Source organism: Streptomyces sp. ADI95-17 (assembly GCF_003846175.1).
Taxonomy (GTDB): Bacteria; Actinomycetota; Actinomycetes; order Streptomycetales; family Streptomycetaceae; genus Streptomyces; species Streptomyces sanglieri.
In genome coordinates, this window is sequence record NZ_ML123044.1 from 530,543 (window position 1) to 557,017 (window position 26,475).

Consider the following 26,475-nt stretch of genomic DNA (forward strand, 5'->3'; position numbering starts at 1 on the left):
TTCCTGGCATGACCGCAACGACGGCGGACGCACCCCCGCCCGATCTACGTCTGCCCAAGCGGCGCGGAGTCGAGCTGCTGCTCCTCATCGGGGCCGTCCTCATCTCCGTCTACGGCTACGCCGCCGTCGGCCTGGCAAAGAACGGCGCGGTCCCGCCCGACGTGGCCGGCTACGGCGCGGGCCTCGGGCTGCTCGCCCTCCTCGCCCATCTCGCGGTCCGCTTCCGCGCCCCGTACGCCGATCCGCTGCTGCTGCCCATCGCCGTACTGCTCAACGGACTGGGCCTGGTTCTGATCTACCGGCTCGACCTGGAGACGCCGAAGGACCAGGCGGCCCCCACCCAGCTGATCTGGTCCACGCTCGGGGTGGCGCTGTTCATCGCGGTGGTGGTCCTGCTGCGCGACCACCGGGTGCTCCAGCGGTACGCGTACCTCTCGGTCGCCACCGCGCTGGTCCTGATGATCGTGCCGATCTTCTTCCCGGCGGTGAACGGCGCCAAGATCTGGATCCGGGTCGGCGGATTCTCCTTCCAGCCGGGCGAGTTCGCCAAGATCCTGCTCGCGGTGTTCTTCGCCGCGTACCTCGCCGCGAACCGCAACGCGCTCGCCTACACCGGCCGCCGGATCTGGAGGCTCCAGCTCCCCACCGGCCGGGTGCTCGGCCCGATCGTGGCGATCTGGCTGCTGAGCGTCGGCGTGCTGGTACTGGAACGCGATCTGGGCACCTCGCTGCTCTTCTTCGGCCTCTTCGTGATCATGCTGTACGTGGCCACCGGCCGGACCGGGTGGATCGCGGTGGGCCTGCTGCTCGCCGCGGTCGGCGCGTTCGTCGTCGGCTCCTTCGAACCGCATGTGCACAGCCGGGTCCAGGACTGGCTCGACCCGTTCGCCTCCATCGACGCCGGTCAGGGCCCCGGCCAGCTGGCCCAGTCGCTGTTCGCGTTCGCCGCGGGCGGGATGCTGGGCGCCGGACTCGGCCTCGGCCACTCCATCCTCATCGGCTTCGCCGCCAAGTCCGACTTCATCCTGGCGACCGCGGGCGAGGAGCTCGGACTGACCGGACTGACCGCGGTCTTCCTGCTGTACGCGCTGCTGGTGGCACGCGGTTACCGGGCCGGGCTCGCCCTGCGCGACCCCTTCGGGCGGTTGCTCGCGATCGGTCTCGCCTCGATCCTGGCGCTCCAGGTGTTCGTGATCGCGGGCGGGGTGATGGGGCTGATCCCGCTGACCGGCATGGCGATGCCGTTCCTCGCCCAGGGCGGGTCGTCCGTCGTCACCAACTGGATCATCGTGGCGCTGCTGATCCGGGTCAGCGATCAGGCCCGAAGACCGCAGCCCGGCCAGGTGGAGACCGGGATCATCGCGCCGATCGCGCGGGACGAGCGGTGATCCGCTACATCCGGCGGGCCGCCGCGCTCCTTCTGGTGCTGCTCGTCGCGCTGCTGCTGAACGCCGCCCGGATCCAGGTCCTCGACGCCGACAGCCTGGACAACAACCCCGCCAACCGCCGCCTCACGATCGCCCGTTACGACCAGCCGCGCGGCAACATCCTGGTCGGCGGCAGGTCCGTGACCGGTTCGAAGAACACCGGCGAACAGCTCAAGTACGAGCGCACCTACCGCAACGGTCCGCTGTACGCGCCGGTGACGGGCTACGCCTCGCAGACGTACGGCACGACCCTGATCGAGAACGCCGAGGACTCCGTCCTGTCCGGCACCGATTCGATGCTCGCCCCGTTCCCGCTGTGGAACGAGATCACCCGCAGCCAACAGCCCGGCGGTAACGTCGTGACGACCGTCAAGGACTCGATGCAGCGGGCCGCGTACGAGGGGCTCGGCGGCCGGCGGGGCGCGGTCGCCGCCGTCGAACCGTCCACCGGGAAGATCCTGGCGCTGGTCTCGACCCCCTCGTACGATCCCGGCCGGCTCTCGGGCACCGGCCCGTCCGTCACCGACGCCTGGGAGCGGCTGAACGCGTCGAAGAGCCTGCCGATGCTCAACCGGGCGATCCGGCAGACCTATCCGCCGGGCTCCACCTTCAAGGTCGTCACCGCGGCGGCGGCGCTCGACGCGGAGGTCGTCACCGATCCCGACGCGGACACCGACACCCCGTCGCCGTATGTGCTGCCGGGCACCTCGACCACGCTGCCCAACGAGGCACGGGGCTGCGAGGAGGCCTCGCTCGCCGAGGCGATCCGGGTCTCCTGCAACACCGTGATGGCGGACCTCGGGGTGCGGGTCGGGCTCAAGGGCATGGTGGACGCGGTGCAGAAGTTCGGCTTCAACGACACCGGGCTGCGGATTCCCTCGGGAGTGGCGAAGAGCAATTTCGACACCGAGATGACCGACGACCAGCTGGCGCTGTCGTCGATCGGGCAGTTCGACACGACGGCGACCCCGCTCCAGATGGCGATGGTGGCGTCCGCCGTGGCCAACGGCGGTGACCTCATGCGCCCCTACCTGGTCGACCGCACCACCACCCGCGGCGGTACGACCGTCCACCAGAAGGGTTCGCGCACCTACCACCGGGCGATGAACCCGCGCACGGCGATGCAGCTGCGGGACATGATGGTGGACGTCGTGGAGAACGGCACCGGGTCCAACGCCGCGATCGACGGGGTGACGGTCGGCGGCAAGACCGGCACCGCCCAGCACGGCATCGACAACTCGGGCCGCCCGTACGCCTGGTTCATCTCCTGGGCGCAGGCACCGGGTTCGGCGCAGCCGGCCGTCGCGGTCGCGGTGGTCGTCGAGGACGCCGCGGCGAACCGGGCGGACATCAGCGGCGGCGGCAGCGCGGCCCCGATCGCGCGTTCCGTCATGGCGGCGGCGCTGGGCGGCTGACCGTGCCGCGGCGGGCTCGGAAGCCTTCCCGGCGCCCGTGCCCGTGCCTGTGCCCGTGCCTGTGCCTGTGCCTGTGCCCGTGCCTGTGCCCGCCGCGGGCCGGTCAGCCGATCGGCTTGCGCGACTCGGACCGGACCTTGGCGGTGTCCGCCGCCAGCTGCGTCAGGTCGATGGAGCCGGGAGCCTTCACCGCGGTCTCGGGCGTGATCACGGCGACCATGGCCCCGGTGTTCCCGTCGCCCCAGGCGCACATGGGGAAGCTGGTCGTCGTGCCGTTCGTCTTCTGCTGCAGGACCTGGCACTCGACCGTGATGCCGTATCCGTCGGGGGTGAACTTCCTGGCCGGTACGGCAAGGGTCGCGCCGTCCGCCTCCGCGGCCCCCGAGAGCATCTTGCGCCGGGCGAACTCGGGGCTCTTCAGCTGTCCCCACATCCCCGACAGCACGAGCGCACCGCCCTTGGAGGAGGTGTACTGCGCGACGACCGCCTTCGGGTTCCGGATGCTGGGATCGTAGGTGTTCTCGATCTCCTTGCCCTTGTCCCGTGACATGTCGCTGGCCAGCGTGAACTCACCGTCCAGCAGCTTCTGCTCGGCCGTGAGCCGGTACTCCGCCGGCGGGAACCCGCTGCCGGCGACCGACTTCCCGATGTCCATCACCTTGAAAGCGGTGTAGCCGAGACCGCCCACCACCGCGAGTACGGCGACGGTGATCCCGACGACGAGTCCGGTCCGCTTCTTCTTCGGCGGCTGCGCGCCGGGCCACCCGGGCTGTCCGGGAAATCCGGGCTGTCCGGGGACCCCGGGCTGCCCCCATGCTCCCTGCGGCGGAACCTGCTGCTGCGGAGGTCCGTACGAGGGCTGCTGCGGGTAAGGACCGTGCTGGGGCTGCGACTGCGGAGGTCCGTACGGTCCCTGGGGCTGGGGCGGTCCGTACGGCCCTTGGGGCTGGGGCGGTCCGTACGGGCCTTGGGGCGGCTGCGGCGGCATGCTCATGGCACCACGGTACGTCACACATGCGAACGCGAATTCGACCCCGGTGAGTTCGGCCCGACGGCTCCCGCGAGCGCTTCCGCCCCTCAGTCGCCGGACGCGCCCGGCCCGCCCTGCGCTATCGCCTCCTCGACCTCGGCGACCCGGGCCTGCTCCTCCTCCGCGAAGCGGTCCCGGTCCAGTTGTTCGGCTATCTCCTCGTCCTGGGTCATCAGCAGGTCCAGATTGGAGTCGCCCAGGTCGAAGACGCCCATGTCGACGTAGGCCTTCTGGAGCCGTTCGCCCCACAGGCCGATGTCCTTGACGCACGGCACTATCCGGCTGAACAGCAGCTTGCGGAAGAGCTGGAGGAACTCCGAGTGCTCGGAGAGGTCCTTGGCCTCCTGCTTGGCGATGCCGAAGTTCTCCAGCACCTCGACGCCGCTCAGCCGGTCCCGCATCAGGTAGCAGCCCTCGATGACGAACTCTTCACGCTCGCGCAGTTCGGCGTCGCTCAGCTGCTGGTAGTAGTCGCGCAGCGCCATCCGCCCGAACGCGACGTGCCGGGCCTCGTCCTGCATGACGTACGCCAGGATCTGCTTGGGCAACGGCTTGGTGGTGGTGTCGCGGATCATGCCGAAGGCGGCCAGTGCCAGCCCCTCGATGAGGACCTGCATGCCGAGGTAGGGCATGTCCCAGCGGGAGTCGCGCAGGGTGTCGCCGAGCAGCCCCTGGAGGTTGTCGTTGATCGGGTAGAGCATCCCGACCTTCTCGTGCAGGAACCGGCCGTATATCTCCGCGTGCCGGGCCTCGTCCATGGTCTGGGTCGCGGAGTAGAACTTGGCGTCCAGGTCGGGGACGGACTCCACGATCCTGGCCGCGCAGACCATGGCGCCCTGCTCGCCGTGGAGGAACTGGCTGAACTGCCAGGAGGTGTAGTGCTTGCGCAGCTCGCCCCGGTCCTTCTCGGTCATCTTCGCCCAGTGCGGGGTGCCGTACAGGGTCAGGGCTTCGTCAGGGGTGCCGAGCGGGTCGGTGGGGTCGACCTCCAGGGACCAGTCGATGCGCTTGTTGCCGTCCCACTGCTTGTCCTTGCCCTTCTGGTAGAGGGCGAGCAGGCGTTCGCGGCCGTCGTCGTAGTCCCAGCTGAAGCGGGCGGCGCCGGAGGCGGGTACCTGCCACGAGGGTGCGTCGGGGGCGGTGGTGTAGAGGTCGTGTGTCGACACGGACGGCTCCTTCGCCTGGCATGTTTCGGCAATTCCCTTGGCGGTCACGTCAGTTGGCAGGTTCACACGTTGGTAGACGCCGGGTCAACAAGTCGTGCGCGAGGGATTGACGGCCTTACTGACGAGGAGTCTCATAAGGGGTGACCGACGGTAACCCAGGTGTGAGGTGCCTCCAGCCATGACCCCAGTGACCGAACTCGACGTCCAGCTGCTTCGCGACGCGCTCGGCCCGCTCCGGGACCGCGAACAGATCGCCGAGCGGCTGCTCGACTCCTCGGCCAAGCACTCCTTCGACCCGGACAAGGAACTCGACTGGGACTCGGCGATCGAGGACGGCAAGTGGTTCTGGCCGCCCGAGCTGGTCTCGCTCTACGACACTCCGCTGTGGCGGAGGATGTCCGAGGAACAGCGGATGGACCTGTCCCGGCACGAGGCGGCGTCGCTGGCCTCGCTGGGCATCTGGTTCGAGATCATCCTCATGCAGCTGCTTGTCCGGCACATCTACGACCGGCCGGTCACCAGCAATCACGTCCGCTACGCACTCACCGAGATAGCCGACGAGTGCCGGCACTCGATGATGTTCGGCCGCATGATCACCTGGGGCGGGACGCCCGACTACCCGGTGCCGCGCGTCTATCACAACCTCGCGCGGGTGCTGAAGACCGTCTCCACCACCCCCGGTTCGTTCGCCGCGACCCTGCTCGGCGAGGAGATCCTCGACTGGATGCAGCGGCTGACCTTCCCGGACGAGCGCGTCCAGACGCTGGTGCGGGGCGTGACCCGCATCCATGTGGTCGAGGAGGCGCGGCACGTCCGGTACGCCCGCGAGGAGCTGCGCCGCCAGATGGTGACCGCGCCGCGCTGGGAGCGCGAACTGACCCGGCTGAGCTGCGGCGAGGCGGCCCGGGTCTTCTCGGTCTGCTTCGTCAACCCGCGGGTGTACGAGAACGTCGGCCTGGACCGCCACGAGGCCGTCGCCCAGGTGAAGGCGAGCGGTCACCGGGCGGAGGTCATGCAGTCGGGCGCGAAGCGGCTGACGGACTTCTTCGACGACATCGGGGTGCTGAACGGGGTGGGGCGCAGGCTGTGGAAGCGCTCGGGCCTGCTGGCCTGAACCGGCCCGGTACGAGGGAAAGGGCCTAGGCTTCGGCATATGACCCCTGCTGCCGCCTCCGCGCCGCCGGCCCGCGCGTACCGAAGGCTCGGCGTCGAGGAGCGCCGGGCCCAGCTCCTCGGTGCGGCCCTCACCCTCTTCGCCCACCGGGCCCCCGACGAGGTCTCGCTCGACGAGGTCGCGACGGTCGCCGGGGTGTCCCGCCCGCTCGTCTACCGCTACTTCCCGGGCGGGCGCCAGCAGTTGTACGAGGCCGCGCTGAGGTCCGCCGCCGAGCAGCTGATCCTGTGCTTCGGCGAGCCGCCGGTGGGCCCGCCCACCGAGCGGGTGACGCGGGTGCTCGATCGCTACCTCGCCTTCGTCGACGAGCACGACACCGGTTTCAGCGCGCTGCTGCGCGGCGGCTGTGTCGTCGAGACCTCCCGTACGTCGGCGATCGTCGACGAGGTGCGGCGGGCGGCGGCCGAGCAGATCCTGCTGCACCTGGGCAGGGAGGGGACGGCGCCGGGCCCCAGGCTGCGGATGATGGTGCGCACCTGGATCGCGGCCGTCGAGGCGGCGTCGCTGATCTGGCTGGACGAGGGGAAGCAGCCCGACGCTGCGGAGCTGCGCGACTGGCTGGTGGACCAGCTGATCGTGCTGCTGGCCGCCACGGCTGCGACGGACCGGGAGACCGCCTCGGTGGTGGCGGCACTGCTGCCGCTGGAGACCGCCGGGGGGCCGGCCGGGCGGCTGGCAGAGCGGCTGGTGCCGGTGCTCGGCGAGGCGGCCCATCTGCTCCCCGAGAGCTGATCGGTCAGACTGAAACCGTGCGAAGCGAGAACACCGCCTTCACCGGCGGCCCCCTGGACGGGCGGGTACTGCCCGTCCTCGTCGGCCCGACCGGACATCCGCCCAAGTGGTACGAGGTCCCGGTGCCGGCCACCGACGGCGGGCCGGCCACCGTGTACGCGTACCGCAGGGTTCCGGCCGGTCACAGCAAGCGGCTGGGGCTGCCGCGCGGCTGGGTGTACGAGTACGCCCCCGAAGGCCGCGAGCGGCACAGCCCCAAGTGGCCCTGGTCGAAGCCGGGCTGAGGGTACGGGGCAGGGTGGGGAGGCGGGCGCCCGGTCGGTCTAAGATCGACGCTCCGGTGCTCAGGCACGGTCAGCGAGGGGGGTGCGCCATGGAGGCGCTGCGTCAGGACGATCCACGCCGCTTCGGCCCGTACACCGTGCTGGCACGGCTGCGCGAAACCGCGAGCGCCGTTCAGTACCTCGCGCACGTCGCGGCCTCGCAGGACGCGGTGGTGATCACCGCCGCCCGGCCCGAACTCGCCGCGCTGCCCGCCTTCCGGCGCCGTTTCCAGGCGGAGGCCGACACCGCGGACCGCCTGACCGGCGACTGGACCCCGCCGCAGCCGGCCGGCGCGGACGACACCCCGGACGACGCTGCGGACGACACCCCGAACACCGCTGCGGACGAGTCCCCGGATGAGGACCTGCTGTGGACCGCGGGCCCGTACGTACCCGCGCTGACACTCGCCGAGGCGATCGGGACCACCGGACCGCTGCCCGAGCGCGCCGTGCGGATACTGGGCGCGGGCATCGCCGAGACCCTCTCCCGGGTGCACGCCACCGGAGCCGTGCTCCAGGGCCTGGCTCCCCGGACGGTGCTGCTCGCCGGGGACGGGCCGCGGCTCACCGCGTTCGGCCCGCTGGGCGCGGCGGCCGCCGCCGAGGCCCGGCCCGGCGGCCAGTTGTCCGTACGGCTCGGCTATCTGACCCCGGAACAGGTGGCGGGCGAGGAGCCCGGACCGGCTTCCGACCTCTTCGTGCTGGGCCTGCTGCTGGCGTACGCGGCGACCGGCACCACCCCGCTCGCCGACGGCCCGGCCGCCGAGGGCGCCGAACGGATCGCCCGCACCGCTCCCGAACTCGGCGCGGTTCCGGAGGAGTTGCGCGACCTGGTCGCCCGCTGCCTGGCGAAGTCCCCCGCCGACCGGCCGAGCGCCGGAACGGTGGCGGCCGAGCTGGCCCTGGAGGGCGCGGCGGGCATGGCGAAGGGCGGCTGGCTGCCCGAGGCACTGGCTGCCGCGGTGGCGGAGCAGGGGGCCCGGGCACGGGAGGCGGTCGCATCCGGCCGCCCGATCGACGGACCGGTACCCGCATCCTCCGAGGGACCTGCCGAGGGTCCTGCCGATACCCCGGTGGGCGCCCCGGTGGATGCCGCGCCCGAGGGACCGGTCGACACCCCGCCGAGCGAGCCGGCCGACACCCCGCCGGGCGCACCGGCCGATGCTCCCGCCCCTGCCGCCGCCGGACCACTCCCGACCGCAGCCCCTCTCCCTCTCCCCCTCCCGGACACGCAGACCGCCCAGTTCGGGAACCTCGGGCGCCAGGCCTCCAGGACCGACCGCCCGACGACCCAGCTGTCCGTCCCGCCCGAGCTGACCGGACATCCGGCAGCCCCGGCAGCGGCAGCACCCACCCCGCCGGCTCTCCCCGCCGGACCCGCCGGACCCGCCGGACCCGCCTCGGCCATGCCCGGCGGGGTGCCTGCCGTGCCCCCGCCGATGGTTCCGCCGGTCCCGCTGCCGGTGCCCGCGGGGCGCGCCGTCTCGTCCGTACGGTCCTCCTCCCCCGACACCAACCGGCGCACTCTGCTCATCGGGCTCGCCGCCGGGGCCGCCGGCCTGGTCGTCGGTGGCGGCGGCGCGCTGGCGCTGGGCGGCGGTGACAGCGGGAGTACGGACGACCCCAAGCCCGCGCCGGGCCACAGCGGTCCCACCGTCGCCGGACTGCCGCCGCAGCCCCGCTGGGTGTACACGCTCCCGGCGGCGGAAGAGGCACCGCTCACCGCCGCCGTCTGGAACGACCGGCTGCTGGTACTGACCGGCAGGAGCGGCGCGACCGCCGTCGACCTGCACACCGGACGCCGGGCCTGGGACAACGCGGACGCCGCCGAGGGGAGCACCGCCCTCCCCGCCGGCAAGAACCTCTGCTTCGTCGCCACCCCCTCCGGGTTCCTCTGGCTGTCGCCGAAGGACGGAAAGACCGCGCACCGGGTGGAGCACGCGGACCTCTCCGCCGGAACACCGAAGCTCTCCGCGCCGGAGATCGTCGGCTCGTCCGGTCCGGTGGTCTGGTTCACCGGCTCCGAGAAGGTCACCGTCAAGGCCCCGCCGCCGAAGAAGGGCAAGAAGCGCGGCAAGGACAAGCAGGTCGTCAGGGCCTATCTCTTCGCGTACGACATCGTGCGGCGCGAGCAGCTGTGGCGGGCCCCGGTGCCCGCCGGACGCGGCCCCGGCACCCCCGTACACCGGCTGATCGCGGTCCGTCAGGACGATCTGGTGGTACGTCAGAGCCCGGCCACCCTCGCCCCCGGCGACGTACGGGCGGCCAAGGGCAAGGCGGTCTTCCGGAGCTTCGACCGCAGGACCGGCAAGGCCCTGTGGACCAAGCAGTTCGGCACGGTCGCCCCGGACGCGGCGGCCCTGGGCGACGACCGGGGCCTGCTGTACGCGGCGGTGGGCGACGACCTCCAGGCGTTCGAGACCCCGGCCGGCAAGCCGAAGTGGACGCTGAACGGCACCGGCGGCACCCCGTACGGCACACCCGTCGCCACCGGAGCCGTACTCCACACCACCAACCGCAACCAGGAGGTGGGCGCGGTCGAACGGGAGACCGGCCGACTGCGCTGGCGCCGCTCGACGGAGGCCGCGATCGGCACCGCCGCCCCCGCCGTCACCCTCAGCACGACCGGCCGCACCCTGCTGGCCGCGGACGGTTCCCAGGTCACCGCGTTCGCCGCCGAGGACGGCCGGCGACTGTGGAAGTTCCAGGACATCGGCACCCAGGACCCGAAGGGCCCCACGGTCACCGCCCCGTACCGGGTCCTGACGACCGGCCGGACCGCCGTCGTACAACGCGGCCGGATCTTCTACGCGTTCCCGGTCGCCTGACCGAACAGCCCGTCGATCCAGGCGCCTATGCACAGCCTCGAACCCGGTGGCCAGGTCCCCGCTGGAAGCAGGAGCAGATCAGCCCGCTGTCGCCGTCGCCCCGGTCGTAGCTGTAGCTGCGGCGCACCGGCGGCGGGTCGCGCCGATCGGGGGTGGCGAGCCGCACATGCGAATCCAGTGCGTGACCTTGCCGTTGGGGTCTGTGGCGAAGTGTTCGCGGTGATCTGGCAACCGACCCCGTTCGCTGCCCTGGTTCCCGATCTGCTGAACACCGCCCCGGGCTAGATCCCCAAACGCCGACCCTCTGCCGCAGCAATACCTACCGCCGGGGAACCCATCACAACAGATCTTCAATTCAACGCATCTTCTCAAATCCTCAAGACCTAGCGGAAATTTGCCGCAGTTCGCTGATCATGTCGAATAAATCCCTAGGGATACTCGACAGCACCCCGCCAGCGCAACTGTGCAGGAGCCGAGCCGCCTCTCTCAATTCCGATACATCGCACCCTTCCTCCAGAGCAGCCGCGACCATTCCGAGTGGAGGTCCGATCTCCACCTCAACATCTGGGGGGAGGGAGTCGAAGTACGACATGTCATCGCCGAATACGAAGTCAACGAGTCGTACCGCAGCGCACCGCAAAGCGTCTTCATCTGATGCCAGCGACATCCGCCCCACCCGCCCCCTTAACCAATATGATCGATGCCCAGTCGATCCAATCGCGACTGGCAGGTGCCCACGCATGGATGGGCTGGAGAACCATGAGCAGTGCCGCCTGATTTCAGACCTCTCACACGAACGGCTTCCGTTACCCCATTCAGCAACGCCGACTCACCCTCCGCACGTTCGGCGAGAACCAGGCACATCGTTTCCGCACGGCCAATATGTCCGCGCTTCCCAACTGTTCGCACAGCGCGGTCCAGGAGGCCACCCAACTCAAGATCTGCGGCATCGACCCAGTGGCGTAGTTCGGGCGCTCGGAAGGGGTCGCCTTCGGCGGCGGCGATGTGGCCGTTCTTCGTGTTCCGGGCCTGGCCGGTGTCGATGGCGAGGTCGACGAGTTGCGTTCTACCCACACTCCCCAAGCAGGCCGTCACAACATACACACATTCCGCCATGTGCATGCCGGAGATCGCGGAAAGGCTCGCGCAACCGAACGAATCGAGTCACGGGGCTCGGACTCTCGGAAACTTCGGCAGGCGCCGACGAACCTCGAACACTCCAGCGACTGCCGCGCCCGGCTCACAGGCAGACCCACCCGGAGCCCGCCCACGGCCTTCCGGGCGACCCGCCCGCCGCCACACCGCTCGGTTCTTGCATCTCCGGACCACGAGTGACCGTATTGATGCGTTGCGCTCACATATGGGGTAGTCCCATGATCGCCCCGTCATCGGAGGTGATGTCGTGTCAGGCGGAGTCTCGCGTACGGTCTGCACCGCGGCCCTGGCGGCGCTCGTCGTGGCCTCGCCGGCGGCCGCCGCGCCCGCGGCCCCCGGCCCCGCCGCGCCCGCGGGGGCGAACCGGAGTGTCGCTCAGCTCCTTTCCGAGCTGCGGCAGTTGTACCAGCGGGCCGAGGAGGCCACCGAGACGTACAACGGGACCAACGCGGAGCTGAAGAAGCGCGCGGCGCAGGCGAAGAAGCTCGACGCCGCTCTCGTCGCAGCCCGGACCGCGCTGGCCGACAGCCGCGACGAGGCCGGGCGGCTGGCACGGGAGCAGTACCAGGGGCGGTCCGACTTCTCCGCGTATCTGCGGCTGCTGCTGGCCCGGGACCCCGAACACCTGCTGGACCAGGAACATGTGATCCGGCGTGCGGCGGCCGGGCGGGCGGCGACGGTGAAGCGGCTGACCGGTGCCGAGAAGCACGCCGACGAGCTGGCCACCGAGTCCCGCAAGGTGCTCGACCGGCAGCAGGTCCTGGCGGCGAAGCAGAAGAAGCAGCGGGACACGGTCCGGGCCCGGCTGAAGGCCGTCGAGTCGATGCTGGCCACGCTCTCCGGCGCACAGCTCACCGAGCTGTCCCGGCTCGAACAGCGGGACGTGGAGAAGGCGCAGGGCGCGCTGGCCGCCTCGGGGGCGCTCTCCTCGACACGGCCGCCGTCCGCGGCGGGCGGGGAGGCGGTGCGGTACGCGATCGGGCAGGTCGGCAAGCCGTACGTGTGGGGCGCGGAGGGGCCGGACTCGTTCGACTGCTCGGGGCTCACCTCGCAGGCCTGGGCCAGGGCGGGCCAGGTCATTCCGCGGACGTCGCAGGAGCAGTGGCGGCAGCTGCGGAAGGTCCCGGTGAACGCGCTGCGCCCCGGTGACCTGGTGATCTACTTCCCGAAGGCCACCCATGTGGCGATGTACATCGGCAACGGCCTGGTAGTGCAGGCGCCCCGGCCGGGCTCGCGGGTGAAGGTCTCGCCACTGGCGTCGAATCCGCTGCTCGGCGCCGTACGGCCGGACCCGCGGAGCGCGCCGCTGTCCACGTACAGGGCGCCGCGGCTCCCGCAGGGGGCCTCTTCGGGCCCGGACACGGGATACAGCTCGTCGTCGGCCCCCGGGCAGTGACCGGCGGTCCTCGGAACACGGGCGGGACCGGCGGTCCTCGGAACACCGGCGGGGCCGGGTCCGGTCGGTCGCCCGACGGAGCCCGGCCCTGCCGCGGTGATCAGGCGGTCGGCGCCGCGCCGGAGACCTCGGCGAGGTACGCGTTGGTCTTCTCGGGGTCGAAGAAGAAGTTGTCGAAGTCCGCCGGGTTGTCGAAGCCGTTGGCGAAGCGGTCGGCGACCGGCTGGAGCTGACCGGCGGCGCCGATCAGGTTCAGTACGTGCTCCGGCGGTACGCCGAGCATCGCGTTGGTCCACTTCACGACGTGCTGCGCGGTGTCCCAGTAACGGTCGAACGTGGCCTGCATCCACTCCGCGTCGAACTCCCGGTCGCCGTGCTCGATGATCGAGTCCAGGTACGCGTTGGCGCACTTGGAGGCCGAGTTGGAGCCCTGGCCGGTGATCGGGTCGTTGGCGACGACGACATCCGCGACGCCGAGCACCAGGCCGCCGCCGGGCAGCCGGCCGATCGGCTTGCGGACGGTCGGGGCGTAGCGGCCCGCCAGGGTGCCGTTGGCGTCGGTCAGTTCGACCTTGGTGGCGCGGGCGTACTCCCACGGTGTGAACCGCTCCATGAGCTCCAGCGTCTTCGCCAGGTGCTCGGAGGGGTCCTTGATGCCCTGGAACGCGTCGAGCGGGCCGCCCGGGACGCCCTCCCAGAACAGGATGTCGGCGCGGCCGGACGTGGTCAGGGTCGGCATCACGAAGAGCTCGCCGACGCCGGGGACCAGGTTGCAGCGGACCGCGTCGAAGTCGGGGTGCTCCGGGCGCGGGCCCATGCCGTGGACGTACGCGACGGCCAGGGCGCGCTGCGGGGCGTCGAACGGCGAACGCGAGGCGTCCCGGCCGAACATGGAGACCAGCTCGCCCTTGCCCGCGGAGACCATCACCAGGTCGTAGGTGCGGGAGAAGTAGTCCAGGTCGGAGACGGCCGCGCCGTGGATGACGAGCTGTCCGCCGCGCTGGGCGAACGTCTCCATCCAGCCGGCCATCTTCACGCGCTGGTCGACGGACTGGGCGAAGCCGTTCAGCCTGCCGACCCAGTCGACGGCGCGCGAGGAGTCCGGGGCCGCGACGGAGATGCCGAGGCCCTCGATGCGCGGGGCCTGGGACTCCCAGAAGTTGAGCTGGTAGTCACGCTCGTGCTGGAGCGCGGTGTGGAACATGCACTGCGTCGACATGACCCGGCCGGAGCGGATCTCGTCGGCGGTGCGGTTGGACATCAGGGTGACTTCGTACCCTCTGGACTGCAGTCCGAGAGCGAGCTGGAGCCCGGACTGACCGGCTCCGACTATGAGTATCTTCCGCATCGCGGTTCTCCGTTACGTATTGCGTTCGAGCTATGCCGGGGTGGCGTCGAGGGCGAGGCCGACCAGGGCCAGCAGCGACTCGACGACCGTGATCCTGTTACGCGCGTCCATGATCACAACAGGCACGTTCGGCGGGACCGTCAGGGCCTCCCGGACGTCCTCGGCATCGAACCCGGGCGTTCCCTCGAAGTGGTTGACGGCCACGATGTACGGCAGCCCGCAGCTCTCGAAGTAGTCGAGGGCGGGGAAGCAGTCGGCGAGCCGGCGGGTGTCGGCCATCACCACGGCGCCGATCGCACCGCGCACCAGGTCGTCCCACATGAACCAGAAGCGCTGCTGGCCCGGTGTGCCGAACACGTACAGCACCAGGTCGTCGTCGAGCGTGAGCCGGCCGAAGTCCATGGCGACCGTCGTGGTGACCTTGTCGGGCGTCGCGGAGAGGTCGTCGGTCTCCTCGCTGGCCTCGGTCATCATCGCTTCGGTCTGCAGCGGGGTGATCTCGGAGACCGACCCGACGAAGGTCGTCTTGCCCACGCCGAACCCGCCCGCGACCACGATCTTCGTGGCGATCGGGGCCCTGGTGTGGTCGAGCTGCCAGGCCTGGAGCGATTCCTCGGCCTGGTCCCTGGCGCCCGGCTGACGCGGGGCGAAGAGCGGCGACTCAGAGACGGCGGAGTCCATTGAGCACCCTTTCGAGCAGTGCGCGGTCGGGCTGGCCGGTGCCGTGACCGGTCCCGTACACGCGGATCTTTCCTTGGTCGGCCAAGTCGCTGAGCAGCACCCGGACCACGCCGAGCGGCATCTTCAACAGGGCCGAGATCTCCGCGACGGTACGCATCCGGCGGCAGATTTCGACGATGGCCTGGAGCTCCGGCATGATGCGGCCGGCCAGGTTGCCGTTGGTCAGCTCGCGGCGCTCCTCGGGCGCTTCGAGCGCGGCGACGAACGTCTCGACGAGCAGGACGTGGCCGAAGCGGGTGCGTCCGCCGGTGAGGGAGTACGGGCGGACCCGTGCGGGCCTTCGGTCGGCCCCGCGGACGGGGAGCCTGCGGGCGGTTTCAGCAGCGGGCTTCACTGGGTGCTCTCCATCGATTTGCGCAGTTCACTGCGGAGTTCGGGGGTGAGTACGTGTCCGGCCCGGCCGACGAAGAGCGCCATGTGGTAGGCGATGACGCTCATGTCGCAGTCCGGCGTGGCGTGCACTCCGAGGAGTGAGCCGTCGCTGATCGACATGACGAAGACGCTGCCTTCGTCCATGGCGACCATCGTCTGCTTGACGCCGCCGCCGTCCATCAGCTTGGCGGCGCCGATGGTGAGGCTGCCGATGCCGGAGACGATGGTGGCCAGATCGGCGCTGGAGCCTCTGGGGCCGCCCTGGCCGCCGCCGGCCGGGGCGGCCAGGTGACCGGGGTCGGAGGAGAGCAGCATCAGCCCGTCTGACGAGACGACGGTGACCGAGTGGACCCCTGGCACCTCCTCCACGAGATTGCTCAGCAACCAGTGAAGGTTACGGGCCTCGGTGCTCAGCCCGAATGTGCTGGGCGCAGTCAACTGCGTGCCTCCTCGACTGTGTCCCCCGTCTCGTCGGTCCGATCGGTCCGGCCGCCATCGAGGCCGGCCGCCCCACTGTGTTCGGTCTGTGCGGCGGTTCCCGGGAGCGTCCGGGTGGCCGTGGTCTCCGCGATCTCCGCCTCGACGTCCCGGCGGCCGTCCTTCGCGCCCTGGTGGAAGCCGCCGAGCCGGCGGCGCAGCGCCTCCTTGTCCAGGCTGCTCTTGCGCTCGGCGGTGGGTGCCGTGGCGGGCTTGACGACCTTGGGGGTGCGCTTGGGCAGCCCCTTGTCGGTGATGCGTTCGGCGGGCTGCTGGGGCTGGGACCGCTGCTCCGGCTGCCGGGGGCCGGGCAGGGCGTCGGCCACGGGCGTGGCGGCCGGCGCGGCGGGGTGCGGCTCCGGGGTCTCGTCCGCGGCACGCTCATGGCGGTCGGGGCCGATGGCGTACGGGGCGGGCACATCGGCCCGGGGGACGTCCGCGGACTCCGGCACCACGGGGAGCCGGACCTGCATCGTGACCTCGGACTCCGCCTCGGCCGGGGCCTGCGCCCGGGCCGGGGCGGGCTCGGGGGCGGGTGCGGCGACCGGCTCGGGAACGGCGGGCCGGGCGGCGGGGGCCGGTTCGGCCTCCGCCTCGCGGATCGTCTGCTCGGCGGCGGCGATCAGCGGGTCACCGGGCAGCCCGAGGGTACGGGTCGGCAGGGCGTTGGAGTTGGCTTCGGCGACCGACCCCGGCAGGTTCAGCGCGGGGGCGTCCCCCGGGATCTTCACCGGCGGCGGGGTGGCGGCCGGGGGCGCCTTCGGCAGCAGGGCCTGGGGCAGCACGACGACCGCCGTGATCCCGCTGCCCTTGTGCTCGCGCAGCTTGACCCGGACGCCGTGGCGCGCGGCCAGCAGGGAGGTGACCTGGAGGCCGAGGCCGGCCCCGTCCGCGCTCTGCTCGCCCGCCTCGAAGAGCGTCGGGTCGGCGAGCCGGGTGTTGAGTTCGCCCATCCGTACGGTCGACATCCCGATGCCCTCGTCCTGGACGGAGAGCATCACCTCGCCGCTCTCCAGCAGCCAGCCGGAGAGCTGGACGTGGGAGTCGGGCGGCGAGAAGGAGGTGGCGTTCTCCAGGAGTTCGGCGACCAGGTGGCTCAGGTCGTCGGCGGCGAAGCCGGCGATCTGGGCGTGCGGCGGCAGGGACTGGATGGTGACCCGCTCGTACCGCTCGATCTCCGAGACGGCCGCGCGCAACACGTCGACCAGCGGGATCGGTCCCGCGTGTCCGTGGCCGTGCTCGGCGCCCGCGAGGACCAGCATGTTCTCGCTGTGCCTGCGCATGACGGTGGCCATGTGGTCGAGCTTGAAGAGGGTGGCGAGCCGCTCCGGGTCGTGCTCCCGCTCCTCCAGGCTCTCGATGACCCCGAGCTGACGCTCGACCAGGCCGAGGGTACGCAGCGAGAGGTTGACGAAGGTGTGGTGGACCGTGTTCTTCAGCCGCTCCAGCTGGGTGGTGAGGTCGGAGGCCAGGACCTGGAGCTCGGCGCGCTGGACGGTGAGGGTCTCGCGGCCGGCGATCAGCTCGCCGTGCTCGGCCCGGAGGGTCTCGTAACGGCCGTTGAACTCGGTCAGGAGTCCCTGGAGCCTGCCGTGCAGGCTGTTGAGGGACCGTACGACCTGGGCGAACTCGTCGTTGCGGCCGGTGTAGCGGATCGGTTCGGCGGTGTCGGGCTCGGTGGCGAGGCGGGCGGCGCCGATCCGCAGCACGGCGAGCGGCTGGGTGAGGGTGCGGGCCACGGCGGTCGAGACGCCGACCGCGATCAGCAGGCAGCCGCCGAGCAGCGCGATACGCAGTTCGAGCGCGGTGACGTCGTCGTCGCGCAGCTGCTCCAGGCGCCGGATCTGTTCGGTACCGAGGGCCGACTCGACGCTGCGCATCCGGTCGATCCGCGCGGAGAGCGCCGCCTCGGCCTTCTTGCGGTTGGTCCCCTGGTCGGAGTCGGACAGCTCGGGGCGGTCGGTGAGGGAGTTGAGGTACTTCTCCGCGCTGTTGACCTCGGGCCCGGTGACGGTGGACGACAGCTTGTCGCGGGCGGTGGAGCCGGCGGCCTGGTCGAAGTCGGCGAGCGAGCCGAGTTCACGGACCCGGGCCTGCTGGGCGGCGGCGCTCAGCTCGTCGCGGGTGCGGTCGTCCTTGTCGTTGCCGCCGTCCTGGTTCTGCACCGGCAGTCCGGTCACCGGGTCGAGCTGCGGGACCGAGACCGTACGGGGGACGGAGAGCGCGGCGATCAGCAGCCCGCGGGTGGCGGAGGCCTGCTCGGTGGCCTGTCCGAGGGCGAGCGGGGCGCGGGTGGCCTCAGCCGCGCGCGGCGGGGTCTTCTCGGCGAGCTCGTCGGCGAGCTCGTGGAGCTTGGCGATGACCTCGGAGTAGGCCTGGTGGGCCTCCAGCGCGGTGCCCTTGCCGCTGAGCGCGTCGCGGCGCAGCGACGGGATGGTGGAGAGGTCGCGGCGCAGTGCGGCCGGGGCCGTGGCGCGGATCTCGTCGACCCGCTGGTCGACCCGGGCGCTGTGGCCCCGGGAGTCGTCCTTGCCGCCGGACGCCTGGTCACGTCCGGCCGCGATCCGGGCGGTGACCTCGTCGCGCTCGTCCGCGAGGGCGTGGGCGAGGGCGGTGGCCTGCTGGTTCAGCTCGGCGAGGGTGACCAGCCGCTGCGATTCGTTCAGTTCGGAGGAGGCGGCGAGGATCGCGGGCGTGCCCGCGGCGATGACGGTGATGCCGACCACCGCGACACCGGCGACCAGCCGGCTCCGTACGCGCACGGTGCGCCGGGTGCTCTCGCTCCCGGCAGGTGCCGGTGGCGTCACCCCGGAACCGCTCTGCTTGCCGCCCTTGCTCCGAGGCCGCTTCTTCTGCACCGGTGCTCGCAATCTTGACTCGTCCGCCCTTGAAGCAGAGGTGACGCACGGTCACATATAACGAGCGCCCCGACCCCTGGTACGGCTTCTGACCATTCCAGTGCTTTTGAGAGGGGGGCGTGCATCAACCACTCCGCCACCTGAACGAGTGAACATCACTCCCGAGTTGGCAAACAAGTTTGCCCCGGGGGCCCCTCGGCCACACCTGGTCCGTCGGCTGGAACTTCCGCGCAGGCTTTGGCAGGATGCCCGCCCGCACGCCCTACGGAGCCGTTCCTTCCGCTCCGGCCACTCGTCTGACCTGCTGGTGCAGGCCAATACCGGCCAGGTGCAGGGCTCGTGAAGGCGCCGTGCAGACTGGTCGCATGCGCATCGAACTGGCCACCGCCGCCGGCAGCCCGGAACGCCCGAACGAGGACTGGGCGGCCACCGCACTTCCCGCTTCCGGCCAGGGTGGAACGCTGGTCGTGCTCGACGGGGTGACGCCGCCCCGGGGCGACGACGGGTGTGTGCACTCGGTCCCCTGGTTCACCGCCCGACTGGGCGGCGCACTGGTCGAACTGTCCGGTTCGCGGCGGGATCTGACCCTTCAGGAGATCCTGGAAGTGTCCATCCGACGCACCGCCGACACGCACCGTTCCCTGTGTGACCTTTCTCACGTACGTACGCCTCAGGCGACGGTCGTCATGGCGCGCTGGGACGACACCGGGGTCGAGCACCTGGTGCTCTCCGACTCCGTACTGTTGTTCGAGGCGCACGACGGGAGTGTGCGCCCCCTGCTCGACGACCGGCTCGACCGCCTGCCGCCCGGCTCGCTGAGCACCGAGGCGATCGCCGACTCCGGGTTCCGGAACAAGGAGGGCGGCTTCTTCACCGCCGCCGCCGACCCCTCCGTGGCGGCCCGCGCGGTCACCGGGCACACCCCGCGCGACCGGGTGCGGGCGATCGCCGCACTGACCGACGGGGCGTCCCGCTGGACCGAAATGTTCCACGAGGGCGACTGGGCGGACTGCCTCGGGGTGCTCCACAAGGACGGGCCCCAGGGGCTGATCGACCGGGTCAGGGCCCTGGAGGACGCGGACACGGAGCGCGTCCGGCTGCGCCGCGGCAAGACCCATGACGACGCGACGGCGGTCTACGCGGTGCTGTGACGGCGCACCTGGAGGCCGGACCGGCGGGCGTCAGTCCTCGGCGCGGGCGTTCAAGTGGTGCAGCAGCCGGGCCAGTTCGGCCACCTCCGACCGGTCCCAGTCGTCGAGCTTGCGGACGTAGCGCTCCCGGCGGGCGTCGCGCACGCTGCGGTAGCGGGCCAGCCCCTCGGCGGTGAGGTGGACGAGAAAGGCCCGGCCGTCCGCCGGATCGGGTTCACGGGCCACCAGTCCGAGGCCTTCCAGGGCGCGCAGTTGACGGCTCATGGTCGCCTTGCCCACCCCGAAGTAGGCCGCGAGATCGGTGGCCCGCTGCTGCCCGGCCGACTCCAGCCGGACGAGCAGTCCGTACGCGGCGGCCTCCAGTTCCGGATGGACCTCGCGCGCCATCTCCCCGGAATTGGACCGTGCCCGGCGCAGAAAGACGGCCAACTCCCGCTCCAGGGCAAGGAATGCGTGGTCCACACCACTTCCGCCGGTCGCGCCGGGTTCACTACCGCTTCCGCTCCCGTGCACGTCAACACCCCTCGTGAGCTTTCCTGTCGCTGAAAATTTCTTTCGCCGCTGGTCATCGCCGCAGCTCCGCCAGTATTTCGCAGGCGTAGACCAACGGCAGCTACCAGGCCCCCTTCCGCAGCACGGGTCTACGTGCGTAGCGTCAGTCCTGGCATGTTCACACCATCACATGCCCGCAGGGGTCCGTTACGCGTCCCCCTGGGATCAGCACGTCCCCCCACCACGTCCTCGGAGGCACTCCCATGCCGGTGCTCAGATCCACTTCCAAGACGTCCCGCCGCTCGCGCTTCGCGGCGGCCGGGACGCTGCTCGCAGCCCTTTCGCTCCTCCTCACCCTGCCCGGCGCGGCGAGCGCCGCCGGCTCCCACGACGCGGCCGCCAAGAAGCCCGCCCGCGGCACGGCCACGATGGGCATGGGTGTCGTCGCCCACGACGGCCAGGGCGGACTGCCGCGGGACACCCGCGCCGTCCAGACCGAGGGCGTGGACGTCTCCGGCCACCAGGGCAACGTCGCCTGGTCGACGCTCTGGAACAGCGGAGTGAAGTGGGCCTACACCAAGGCCACCGAGGGCACGTACTACAAGAACGAGTACTTCGCCCAGCAGTACAACGGCTCGTACAACGTCGGCATGATCCGCGGCGCGTACCACTTCGCCACCCCGAACACCACGAGCGGCGCCGTCCAGGCCAACTACTTCGTGGACAACGGGGGCGGCTGGTCGCGGGACGGCAAGACGCTGCCCGGCGTGCTCGACATCGAGTGGAACCCGTACGGCGACCAGTGCTTCGGCCTGAGCCAGGCCGGCATGGTCTCCTGGATCCGCGACTTCGTGAACACGTACAAGGCGCGCACCGGACGCGACGCGGTCATCTACACCGCGACCAGCTGGTGGAAGACCTGCACCGGCAACAACGCGGGCTTCGGCGCGACCAACCCGCTGTGGGTGGCCCGCTACGCCGCCACGGTCGGTGAGCTCCCGGCCGGCTGGGGCTTCTACACGATATGGCAGTACACCTCGTCCGGCCCCACCGTCGGCGACCACGACCGCTTCAACGGTGCCCTCGACCGCGTGCAGGCTCTCGCCAACGGCTGAGTCCGCCCGCCGCGTCCTCGCGGCCCCGTCGCTCCACACCGCAGAGCCCCGGTGATCCGCCGGGGCTCTCACCTTTGCCCCCGCCGACCGGCGGTTTCCACTCTCCGGGCCCACGACGGACCCCATATACACCGGGTGTATACCCCCTATGTATAGTCCTTCTCTGCCGCACACCGTGCGCCTTGTACAGCTGTTCAGCAACGGAGGAGTGACCCGCCTTGTCCATGAAGACGAAGTCGATCGGTACGGGGTTGGCCGCCGCCCTTGTGACGGCGCTCACCCTCACGCTGAGCGGGTGCTCCATGCAGACCACCGCCCCCGCCTCGGCCCGCGGTGACGCCGGCTCCGACGCCAAGGGCTCCTTCGGCCCGGTGGACTGCCGCAAGGCGAAGTGCATAGCGCTGACCTTCGACGCGGGACCGGGCGAGGACACCCCGCACCTGCTGGACATCCTCAAGGAGAAGAAGGTCCACGCGACCTTCTTCCTGCTGGGCAAGAACCACGTCAAGAAGCACCCCGACACCGTGCGCAGGCTCGCCGCCGAGGGGCACGAGGTGGCCAACCACACCTGGACCCACCAGGTCCTGACCGACCGCAAGCCGGCCGAGATACGGGCCGAGCTGGAGAAGACGCAGAACGCGATAGCGGACATCACCGGCAAGAAGCCGCGCCTGATGCGCCCGCCGCAGGGCCGCACCGACGACACCGTCTCGGACATCAGCAAGGACCTGGGACTCTCCCAGATCCTGTGGAGCGCCACGGCGAAGGACTACTCCACGACCGACTCGGCGCTGATCAAGAAGCGCATCCTGGACCAGGCGAGCAAGGACGGCGTCATCCTGCTGCACGACATCTACAAGGGCACGGTGCCCGCGGTGCCGGGCATCATCGACGAGCTGAAGAAGCAGGGCTACACCTTCGTCACCGTCCCGCAGCTGATGGCTCCCGCCGAGCCGGTCCCTGGGACCATCTACCGCCCCTGAGCCGGCGGCGGACGACCGGAGGACCCCCGGCGCGCGGTGCGCCGGGGGTCCGGTCGTTCCTGGCGGGCTTCGGCCGTCAGCCGCAGTTGCCCGCGGGCCGCTCCCGGGTCACCAGGTCGGTCCAGCCGGTGGTGCCGTCGATCCACACCACCCGTCGGCCGCCGTCGGCCGCCGCGCCGGACTGCTCGCCGCGGTTGCAGGAGACCCGCTGGACGCGTGATCCGTCCGGGGTCAGCTGCCACAGCTTGGGCAGCGTCTCGTTGCGGTACGCCGTGTCCGGGGTCTGTGCCGTCACGGTGAGTGCCTCGTCGGACGCCGTCAGGTCGTACGCGAAGAGCGCGCCGTCACCGGTCTCCGGGCTGATGTCCTTGAGCCCGGTGCCGTCCGGGGCCGACCGGCGCACCGCCATCTGCCCCTGGTCCTCGACCTCGTCGACCAGCCACACCACGGAGTCCTTGGTGACCGCGGTCTGTCCTAGCGCCTGCGGGGTGCCGCTCTGCGGCAGCAGCTTCGTCTTCCCGGTGGTCACGTCGAACACCTCGACGCCCAGCTCGTACTCCGTCTCGCCCGGGTAGAGCTTCCCGTAGGCGATCGTGGAGCCCTTGACAGAGCCGACCGCGGTGGAGAGGTGGTACCTGCCGCCGTCCACGTAGGCCTGCTTGCCGGTCCGGGTGTTCACATAGCCGACGTGCCGGCTGCCGAACGGGTCGTACTCGGTGAAGACCACCAGGTCGCCGTCGACCCGCAGCCCCTCGACGCCGGTGAAGGACGACCAGACGGTCTTGACCGGACCGCCCGCGACCGGACGGCTCAGGATGTCCACGCTGGTGTCGCCGAAGGCCGCCCAGACCACGGTCCTGCCGTCGGTCGCCGGATAGACGTGGTAGCGGCCGTCGTTGGGGCTGATCGGCTTGGGCGCGCCCTTGCCGTCGGTGCGTCCGGCATAGACGGAGTACGGCTCCGAGCCGTCGTCGTTCGACTTCGACGTGGCCCACCAGCCGCCGCCCGCGCCGACGCCGGTACCGGTGATGTTGAGCTTGCCGAAGAGCTTGTCGGAGTCGACGCCGAGCGCCTTCTCCCAGCCGGGGACGATTCCGTGGGCGTCGAACGCCCGCTTGACGACGGCCAGTTGCTTCTTCGTCACGCCCAGCTCCCTGGCTGCCGCGACGGTGGCGTCGCGGCCCTCGGTGAAGCCGTCGAGCGGGGTCAGGTAGGCGTCGAGCGCCCGGTAGGCGATCCTGTCGGCGAGCTCGGCGCCGAGGTCCTCGCGGATGTCCCAGAGGGCGCCGGAGTAGATCGTGGAGTTGAGGTGCACCCCGCCGTTGTCCGTGGAGAAGGCCACGCCGAGGAAGTTCTTCGAGGTGGTGGCGCCGTCGTTGAGGTCACGGAAGGCACAGGCGCGGGGCGCGGTGGTGCGGCACAGGTCCTCGCCGATCAGCCCCGCGTCCGGGTCGTCCATGGCGGTGCCGGAGGCGGTGACGTCGATGGCGTTGCCGAAGTAGTCGGCGATCGCCTCGTTCATGGCGCCGGACTGGCCCGCGTAGACCAGGTTCGCGGTGCTCTCCACGACGCCGTGGGTCATCTCGTGGCCGACCACGTCGAGGTCGGCGGAGAGCGGCTTGTACTCGCTGTCGCCGCTGCCGTAGACCATCTTCCGGCCGTCCCAGAAGGCGTTGACGTACGGCTGGCCGTAGAGGGTGACCCCGACCAGCGAGTTGATGGCCATGCCGCGGCCGTCGAGGCTGTCCCGGCCGTGCTGCATCTTGTAGTAGTCGTAGACCTGGCCCGCCGCCCAGTGCGCGTCCGTCGCGCCGGACTGGCCGGCCTCCTTGCCGAAGTCGCTGGTGGGGTGGCTGAACTCGCTGATCCCGCCGGGCCAGCGGCCGGACGCCTCGCCGACGTCGACGCCCCGGGCGTCCCAGGTGACGAGCGAGTTCTGGGTGGTGTCCCACTGGCGGGAGTAGTCCCGCATGACGTACTGGTCCTTGCCGCTGTCGTAGTACAGGTCCAGCTCGACCTTGGAGCCGTCGGCGCGCAGACCGGTGCCCTTGACGCCCGGGAAGCCACCGGCCGCGGTGCCGGTGGCCGGTGCGGCGGAGGCGCCTGCGGCCTTCGCGGGGGTGCCCGCCGGGCGCGTGGCGCCCGGTGCGGTCAGGGTCTTGATGCCGCTGTACTGGAGGACCGGGAAGCCGGCCGCGGCGTCGATGTAGACCTCCTGGAGCACCGGCTCGCCGGTCCCCGGGTCGGTGCCGCGCACGGTGACGTGCTGGGCGAGGACGCCGGTCCCCTTCGGGATCACCACGAGCCCGCGGGCGGTGCCGGTGAGGGCGGCCGCCCGTGCGGACTTCCCGCCCTTCGTCCGTACCGCGTCGTCCTTGGTGAGCGTGTTGCCCCTGAGCCGGGCAGCGGTCGTGGCGACCGCGCGCCGTACCGCGAGCTCCGCGTCGACCCTGGCCTCGGTGGGGGCGGTCAGCCCGGTGAAGTACTTGCCGGAGGTGCCGGTGACGACACGCTTGCCGGCCTTCTTCTCCATCCGTACGACGTACTGCCCGCCGAGCACCGCGATGCCGTGGTGCTTCTGCTGGAACCGCACGGTCTCCTCGGAGCCGCTGGTCAGCGAGCGTACGGGGGTCAGGTCCCGCTTCGGGTCGGCGATCCGGTAGCGGTTCTTCCTCGCGGCGAGGTGACTGCGGGCCGCGTCGTCCGGCTTCGCCGCGGCGTCCACCGGCTCGGAGATCGCGTCGACGAGGGCCGGGGTGGCGGTGCCCTGGACGGGGACGACCTCGGACCGCGGCGCGGTGGCCGACGGGGTGACCGCCTGGGCCGGGATCGCGGTCACCACGAGCGCCGCACTGCCGAGCAGCGCGGCCAGGGCAGCGCCCCTCGGTATGCCGCTCCCCCTTGCCGTGCCGCTTCCCCTCGCCGTACCGCTTCTCCCCGCCGCCACGGATCCGCGTGAACCTCTGTTGGACGTACGCAATTTGACCCCTCCCACACGCCTGGAAACCATCCAAGTGGTCATGACCATGCAACCCGCGGGCCGGCAATGGATCAATGTGACAGCCGTGTTGACAAGTGGGCACGCCCACTTGTGTGGCCTGTGAAAACGGAGTGAGAATCCAGGCATGATCCAGGGGGAGCTACGGGATCTCGGTCTCGGTGAGGCCGAGCAACACGTATATGAGGCACTGCTCACGGGGAAGGCCGCCGACGCCCAGGAGCTCGCCGCGCTGCTGGACATGGCGCCGGAGCCGCTGGCGGCGGCGCTCGGCCTGCTGGCCGAGCACGGCTTCGCCCTGCCGGGGCCGCCCGGGGAGCCGGATGCGCTGCCTCGCGCGGCGACCCCGGCCGGTGCGATCCGTGCGCTCATCCACCGCCGTCAGGCCGAACTCCATCTTCGCTCGGCGGAGTTGGAGCAGCTCCGGATGAACGCCGACCGGCTGGCGGGACGGCTGATGTCCGGCTCGCCCACCGCCCCCGAGGACGGCATCGAGGTGCTCGTCGGCCCGCAGGCCATCGGCGAACGCGCCGAGTATCTGCTGGCCTCCGCCGAGCAGGAGGTGGCGATCCTGGACCGGCCGCCGTATGTGAAGGGCCAGCCGCGGGAGGGCAGTTCGCGCCCGCCGGGCCTGGACATCGGGGCGCTGCTCGACCGGGGCGTACAGGTGCGGACGGTGCTGGACCGGGAGGGCGTCGGCTATCCCGGCCGGATGCGTTCGCTGACCGGGCTGGTCGAGCGGGGACTGCGGGCCAGGGTCGCCCCGGGCGTACCGACGAAGCTGATCATCGTGGACGGGCGGATCACCCTGCTGCCGCCGAGCGACGCCTCCGACCCGACGGCGTCCGCCCTGGTCATCGGGGACGCGCTGCTGCGCAACGCGCTGGTGCCGCTGTTCGAGACGGTGTGGGAGCGGGCGACTCCGCTGGGCGGCTCGGGCGGACCGCTGCCGGAGCCCCAGAAGGAGTTGCTCGGCCTGCTGGCGGCCGGGCTGAAGGACGAGGCGATAGCGCGCCGGCTGGGCGTCCATGTGCACACCGCCCGGCGCCGGATCAGCGTGCTACTGGACTCACTGGGCGCCCAGACCCGCTTCCAGGCGGGGGCGCAGGCGACGCTGCGGGGGTGGCTGGAGGTGTGAGGGGGCGGGGCGGGGCGCGTCCTGGCGCGATGGCCGGCGTCGCTGCGGGTACGCCGTGAGCGCCGGGGCGCGCGAGCGTCCCGCGCACGCGGAACGGCCGCGGTGATCGGCGGCGCCGTGGCGGCCGTCGCGTGAGCGTCCTGCGCACGCGGAACA

At 71.2% G+C, this 26,475-nt stretch carries 20 protein-coding genes; 11 read left to right on the plus strand and 9 right to left on the minus strand.

The genetic code is table 11. From position 1 onward, the window contains the following. Nucleotides 1–8: 8 nt before the first annotated feature. A complete protein-coding gene (locus EES42_RS02235) occupies nt 9–1,388 on the plus strand; it encodes an FtsW/RodA/SpoVE family cell cycle protein (protein ID WP_124716394.1) in 1,380 nt (459 codons plus the stop codon). Beyond that, nucleotides 1,385–2,842, plus strand: a complete 1,458-nt coding sequence (locus tag EES42_RS02240; protein ID WP_124716395.1) for a penicillin-binding transpeptidase domain-containing protein — start codon at nt 1,385–1,387, stop codon at nt 2,840–2,842. Before EES42_RS02235 ends, EES42_RS02240 begins: the two co-directional genes overlap by 4 nt. Before the next feature lie 103 nt (nt 2,843–2,945). On the opposite strand, the gene EES42_RS02245 is transcribed toward EES42_RS02240, so the two are convergent. Beyond that, entirely contained in the window at nt 2,946–3,836 is an 891-nt protein-coding gene (locus EES42_RS02245) for a hypothetical protein (RefSeq protein ID WP_124716396.1), read from the minus strand. Nucleotides 3,837–3,919: 83 nt separating this feature from the next. Next, the gene (locus tag EES42_RS02250; RefSeq protein ID WP_124716397.1) at nt 3,920–5,038 is read right to left on the minus strand and encodes a ferritin-like domain-containing protein; all 1,119 of its coding nucleotides are present in this window, start codon (nt 5,036–5,038) and stop codon (nt 3,920–3,922) included. A gap of 178 nt (nt 5,039–5,216) precedes the next feature. Between EES42_RS02250 and EES42_RS02255 the strand changes: the two genes are divergently transcribed. The 5 genes from EES42_RS02255 (at nt 5,217) to EES42_RS02280 (ending at nt 12,646) form a co-directional block, all read left to right on the plus strand. Beyond that, nucleotides 5,217–6,152 carry an AurF N-oxygenase family protein gene (locus EES42_RS02255; RefSeq protein WP_124716398.1) on the plus strand — a complete coding sequence of 312 codons (936 nt, stop codon included), beginning with the start codon at nt 5,217–5,219 and terminating at the stop codon, nt 6,150–6,152. A gap of 39 nt (nt 6,153–6,191) precedes the next feature. Next, nucleotides 6,192–6,944 carry a TetR/AcrR family transcriptional regulator gene (locus EES42_RS02260; RefSeq protein WP_124716399.1) on the plus strand — a complete coding sequence of 251 codons (753 nt, stop codon included), beginning with the start codon at nt 6,192–6,194 and terminating at the stop codon, nt 6,942–6,944. A 17-nt stretch (nt 6,945–6,961) separates the two neighbouring features. Next, on the plus strand, nt 6,962–7,228 hold the full coding sequence (locus tag EES42_RS02265) for a hypothetical protein (protein WP_124716400.1): 267 nt from the start codon (nt 6,962–6,964) through the stop codon (nt 7,226–7,228). Nucleotides 7,229–7,317: 89 nt separating this feature from the next. Continuing rightward, nucleotides 7,318–10,095: an outer membrane protein assembly factor BamB family protein gene (locus EES42_RS02270; protein WP_124716401.1), complete on the plus strand. Its 2,778-nt coding sequence runs from the start codon at nt 7,318–7,320 to the stop codon at nt 10,093–10,095. A gap of 1,402 nt (nt 10,096–11,497) precedes the next feature. Further along, nucleotides 11,498–12,646, plus strand: a complete 1,149-nt coding sequence (locus EES42_RS02280) for a C40 family peptidase (RefSeq protein ID WP_124716403.1) — start codon at nt 11,498–11,500, stop codon at nt 12,644–12,646. A gap of 100 nt (nt 12,647–12,746) precedes the next feature. Here the strand turns inward: EES42_RS02280 and EES42_RS02285 are convergent, their stop codons facing one another. From EES42_RS02285 to EES42_RS02305, 5 genes are read right to left on the minus strand one after another with little or no spacing between them, the layout of a single operon-like run. Continuing rightward, nucleotides 12,747–13,994 (minus strand): styrene monooxygenase/indole monooxygenase family protein, encoded by a 1,248-nt coding sequence (locus EES42_RS02285; RefSeq protein ID WP_124716404.1) that lies wholly within the window; start codon nt 13,992–13,994, stop codon nt 12,747–12,749. 30 nt (nt 13,995–14,024) lie between these two features. Next, a complete protein-coding gene (locus EES42_RS02290; protein ID WP_124716405.1) occupies nt 14,025–14,675 on the minus strand; it encodes a GTP-binding protein in 651 nt (216 codons plus the stop codon). Continuing rightward, entirely contained in the window at nt 14,656–15,069 is a 414-nt protein-coding gene (locus EES42_RS02295; protein WP_124716406.1) for a DUF742 domain-containing protein, read from the minus strand. Before EES42_RS02295 ends, EES42_RS02290 begins: the two co-directional genes overlap by 20 nt. Then, nucleotides 15,066–15,545: a roadblock/LC7 domain-containing protein gene (locus EES42_RS02300; RefSeq protein ID WP_124716407.1), complete on the minus strand. Its 480-nt coding sequence runs from the start codon at nt 15,543–15,545 to the stop codon at nt 15,066–15,068. Before EES42_RS02300 ends, EES42_RS02295 begins: the two co-directional genes overlap by 4 nt. Next, a complete protein-coding gene (locus EES42_RS02305) occupies nt 15,542–18,442 on the minus strand; it encodes a sensor histidine kinase (RefSeq protein ID WP_124716408.1) in 2,901 nt (966 codons plus the stop codon). The genes EES42_RS02300 and EES42_RS02305 overlap by 4 nt, the downstream gene beginning before the upstream one ends. A gap of 365 nt (nt 18,443–18,807) precedes the next feature. Between EES42_RS02305 and EES42_RS02310 the strand changes: the two genes are divergently transcribed. Next, nucleotides 18,808–19,593 carry a protein phosphatase 2C domain-containing protein gene (locus tag EES42_RS02310; protein WP_124716409.1) on the plus strand — a complete coding sequence of 262 codons (786 nt, stop codon included), beginning with the start codon at nt 18,808–18,810 and terminating at the stop codon, nt 19,591–19,593. A 30-nt stretch (nt 19,594–19,623) separates the two neighbouring features. Here the strand turns inward: EES42_RS02310 and EES42_RS02315 are convergent, their stop codons facing one another. After that, entirely contained in the window at nt 19,624–20,106 is a 483-nt protein-coding gene (locus EES42_RS02315; protein ID WP_124716410.1) for a MarR family winged helix-turn-helix transcriptional regulator, read from the minus strand. Nucleotides 20,107–20,348: 242 nt separating this feature from the next. Here EES42_RS02315 and EES42_RS02320 point away from each other — a divergent pair, with 242 nt between their 5' ends. Together EES42_RS02320 and EES42_RS02325 are read left to right on the plus strand one after the other, a co-directional pair. After that, entirely contained in the window at nt 20,349–21,200 is an 852-nt protein-coding gene (locus tag EES42_RS02320; protein WP_124716411.1) for a lysozyme, read from the plus strand. A 224-nt stretch (nt 21,201–21,424) separates the two neighbouring features. Then, the gene (locus tag EES42_RS02325) at nt 21,425–22,183 is read left to right on the plus strand and encodes a polysaccharide deacetylase family protein (protein ID WP_206433395.1); all 759 of its coding nucleotides are present in this window, start codon (nt 21,425–21,427) and stop codon (nt 22,181–22,183) included. Between the two features lie 76 nt (nt 22,184–22,259). Here EES42_RS02325 and EES42_RS02330 read toward each other — a convergent pair whose 3' ends face one another. Beyond that, nucleotides 22,260–25,130 (minus strand): M4 family metallopeptidase, encoded by a 2,871-nt coding sequence (locus EES42_RS02330; RefSeq protein WP_241196206.1) that lies wholly within the window; start codon nt 25,128–25,130, stop codon nt 22,260–22,262. Nucleotides 25,131–25,308: 178 nt separating this feature from the next. On the opposite strand from EES42_RS02330, the gene EES42_RS02335 reads away from it, so the two are divergent. After that, a complete protein-coding gene (locus EES42_RS02335; RefSeq protein WP_124716413.1) occupies nt 25,309–26,319 on the plus strand; it encodes a TrmB family transcriptional regulator in 1,011 nt (336 codons plus the stop codon). The last annotated feature ends 156 nt before the right edge of the window (nt 26,320–26,475 follow it).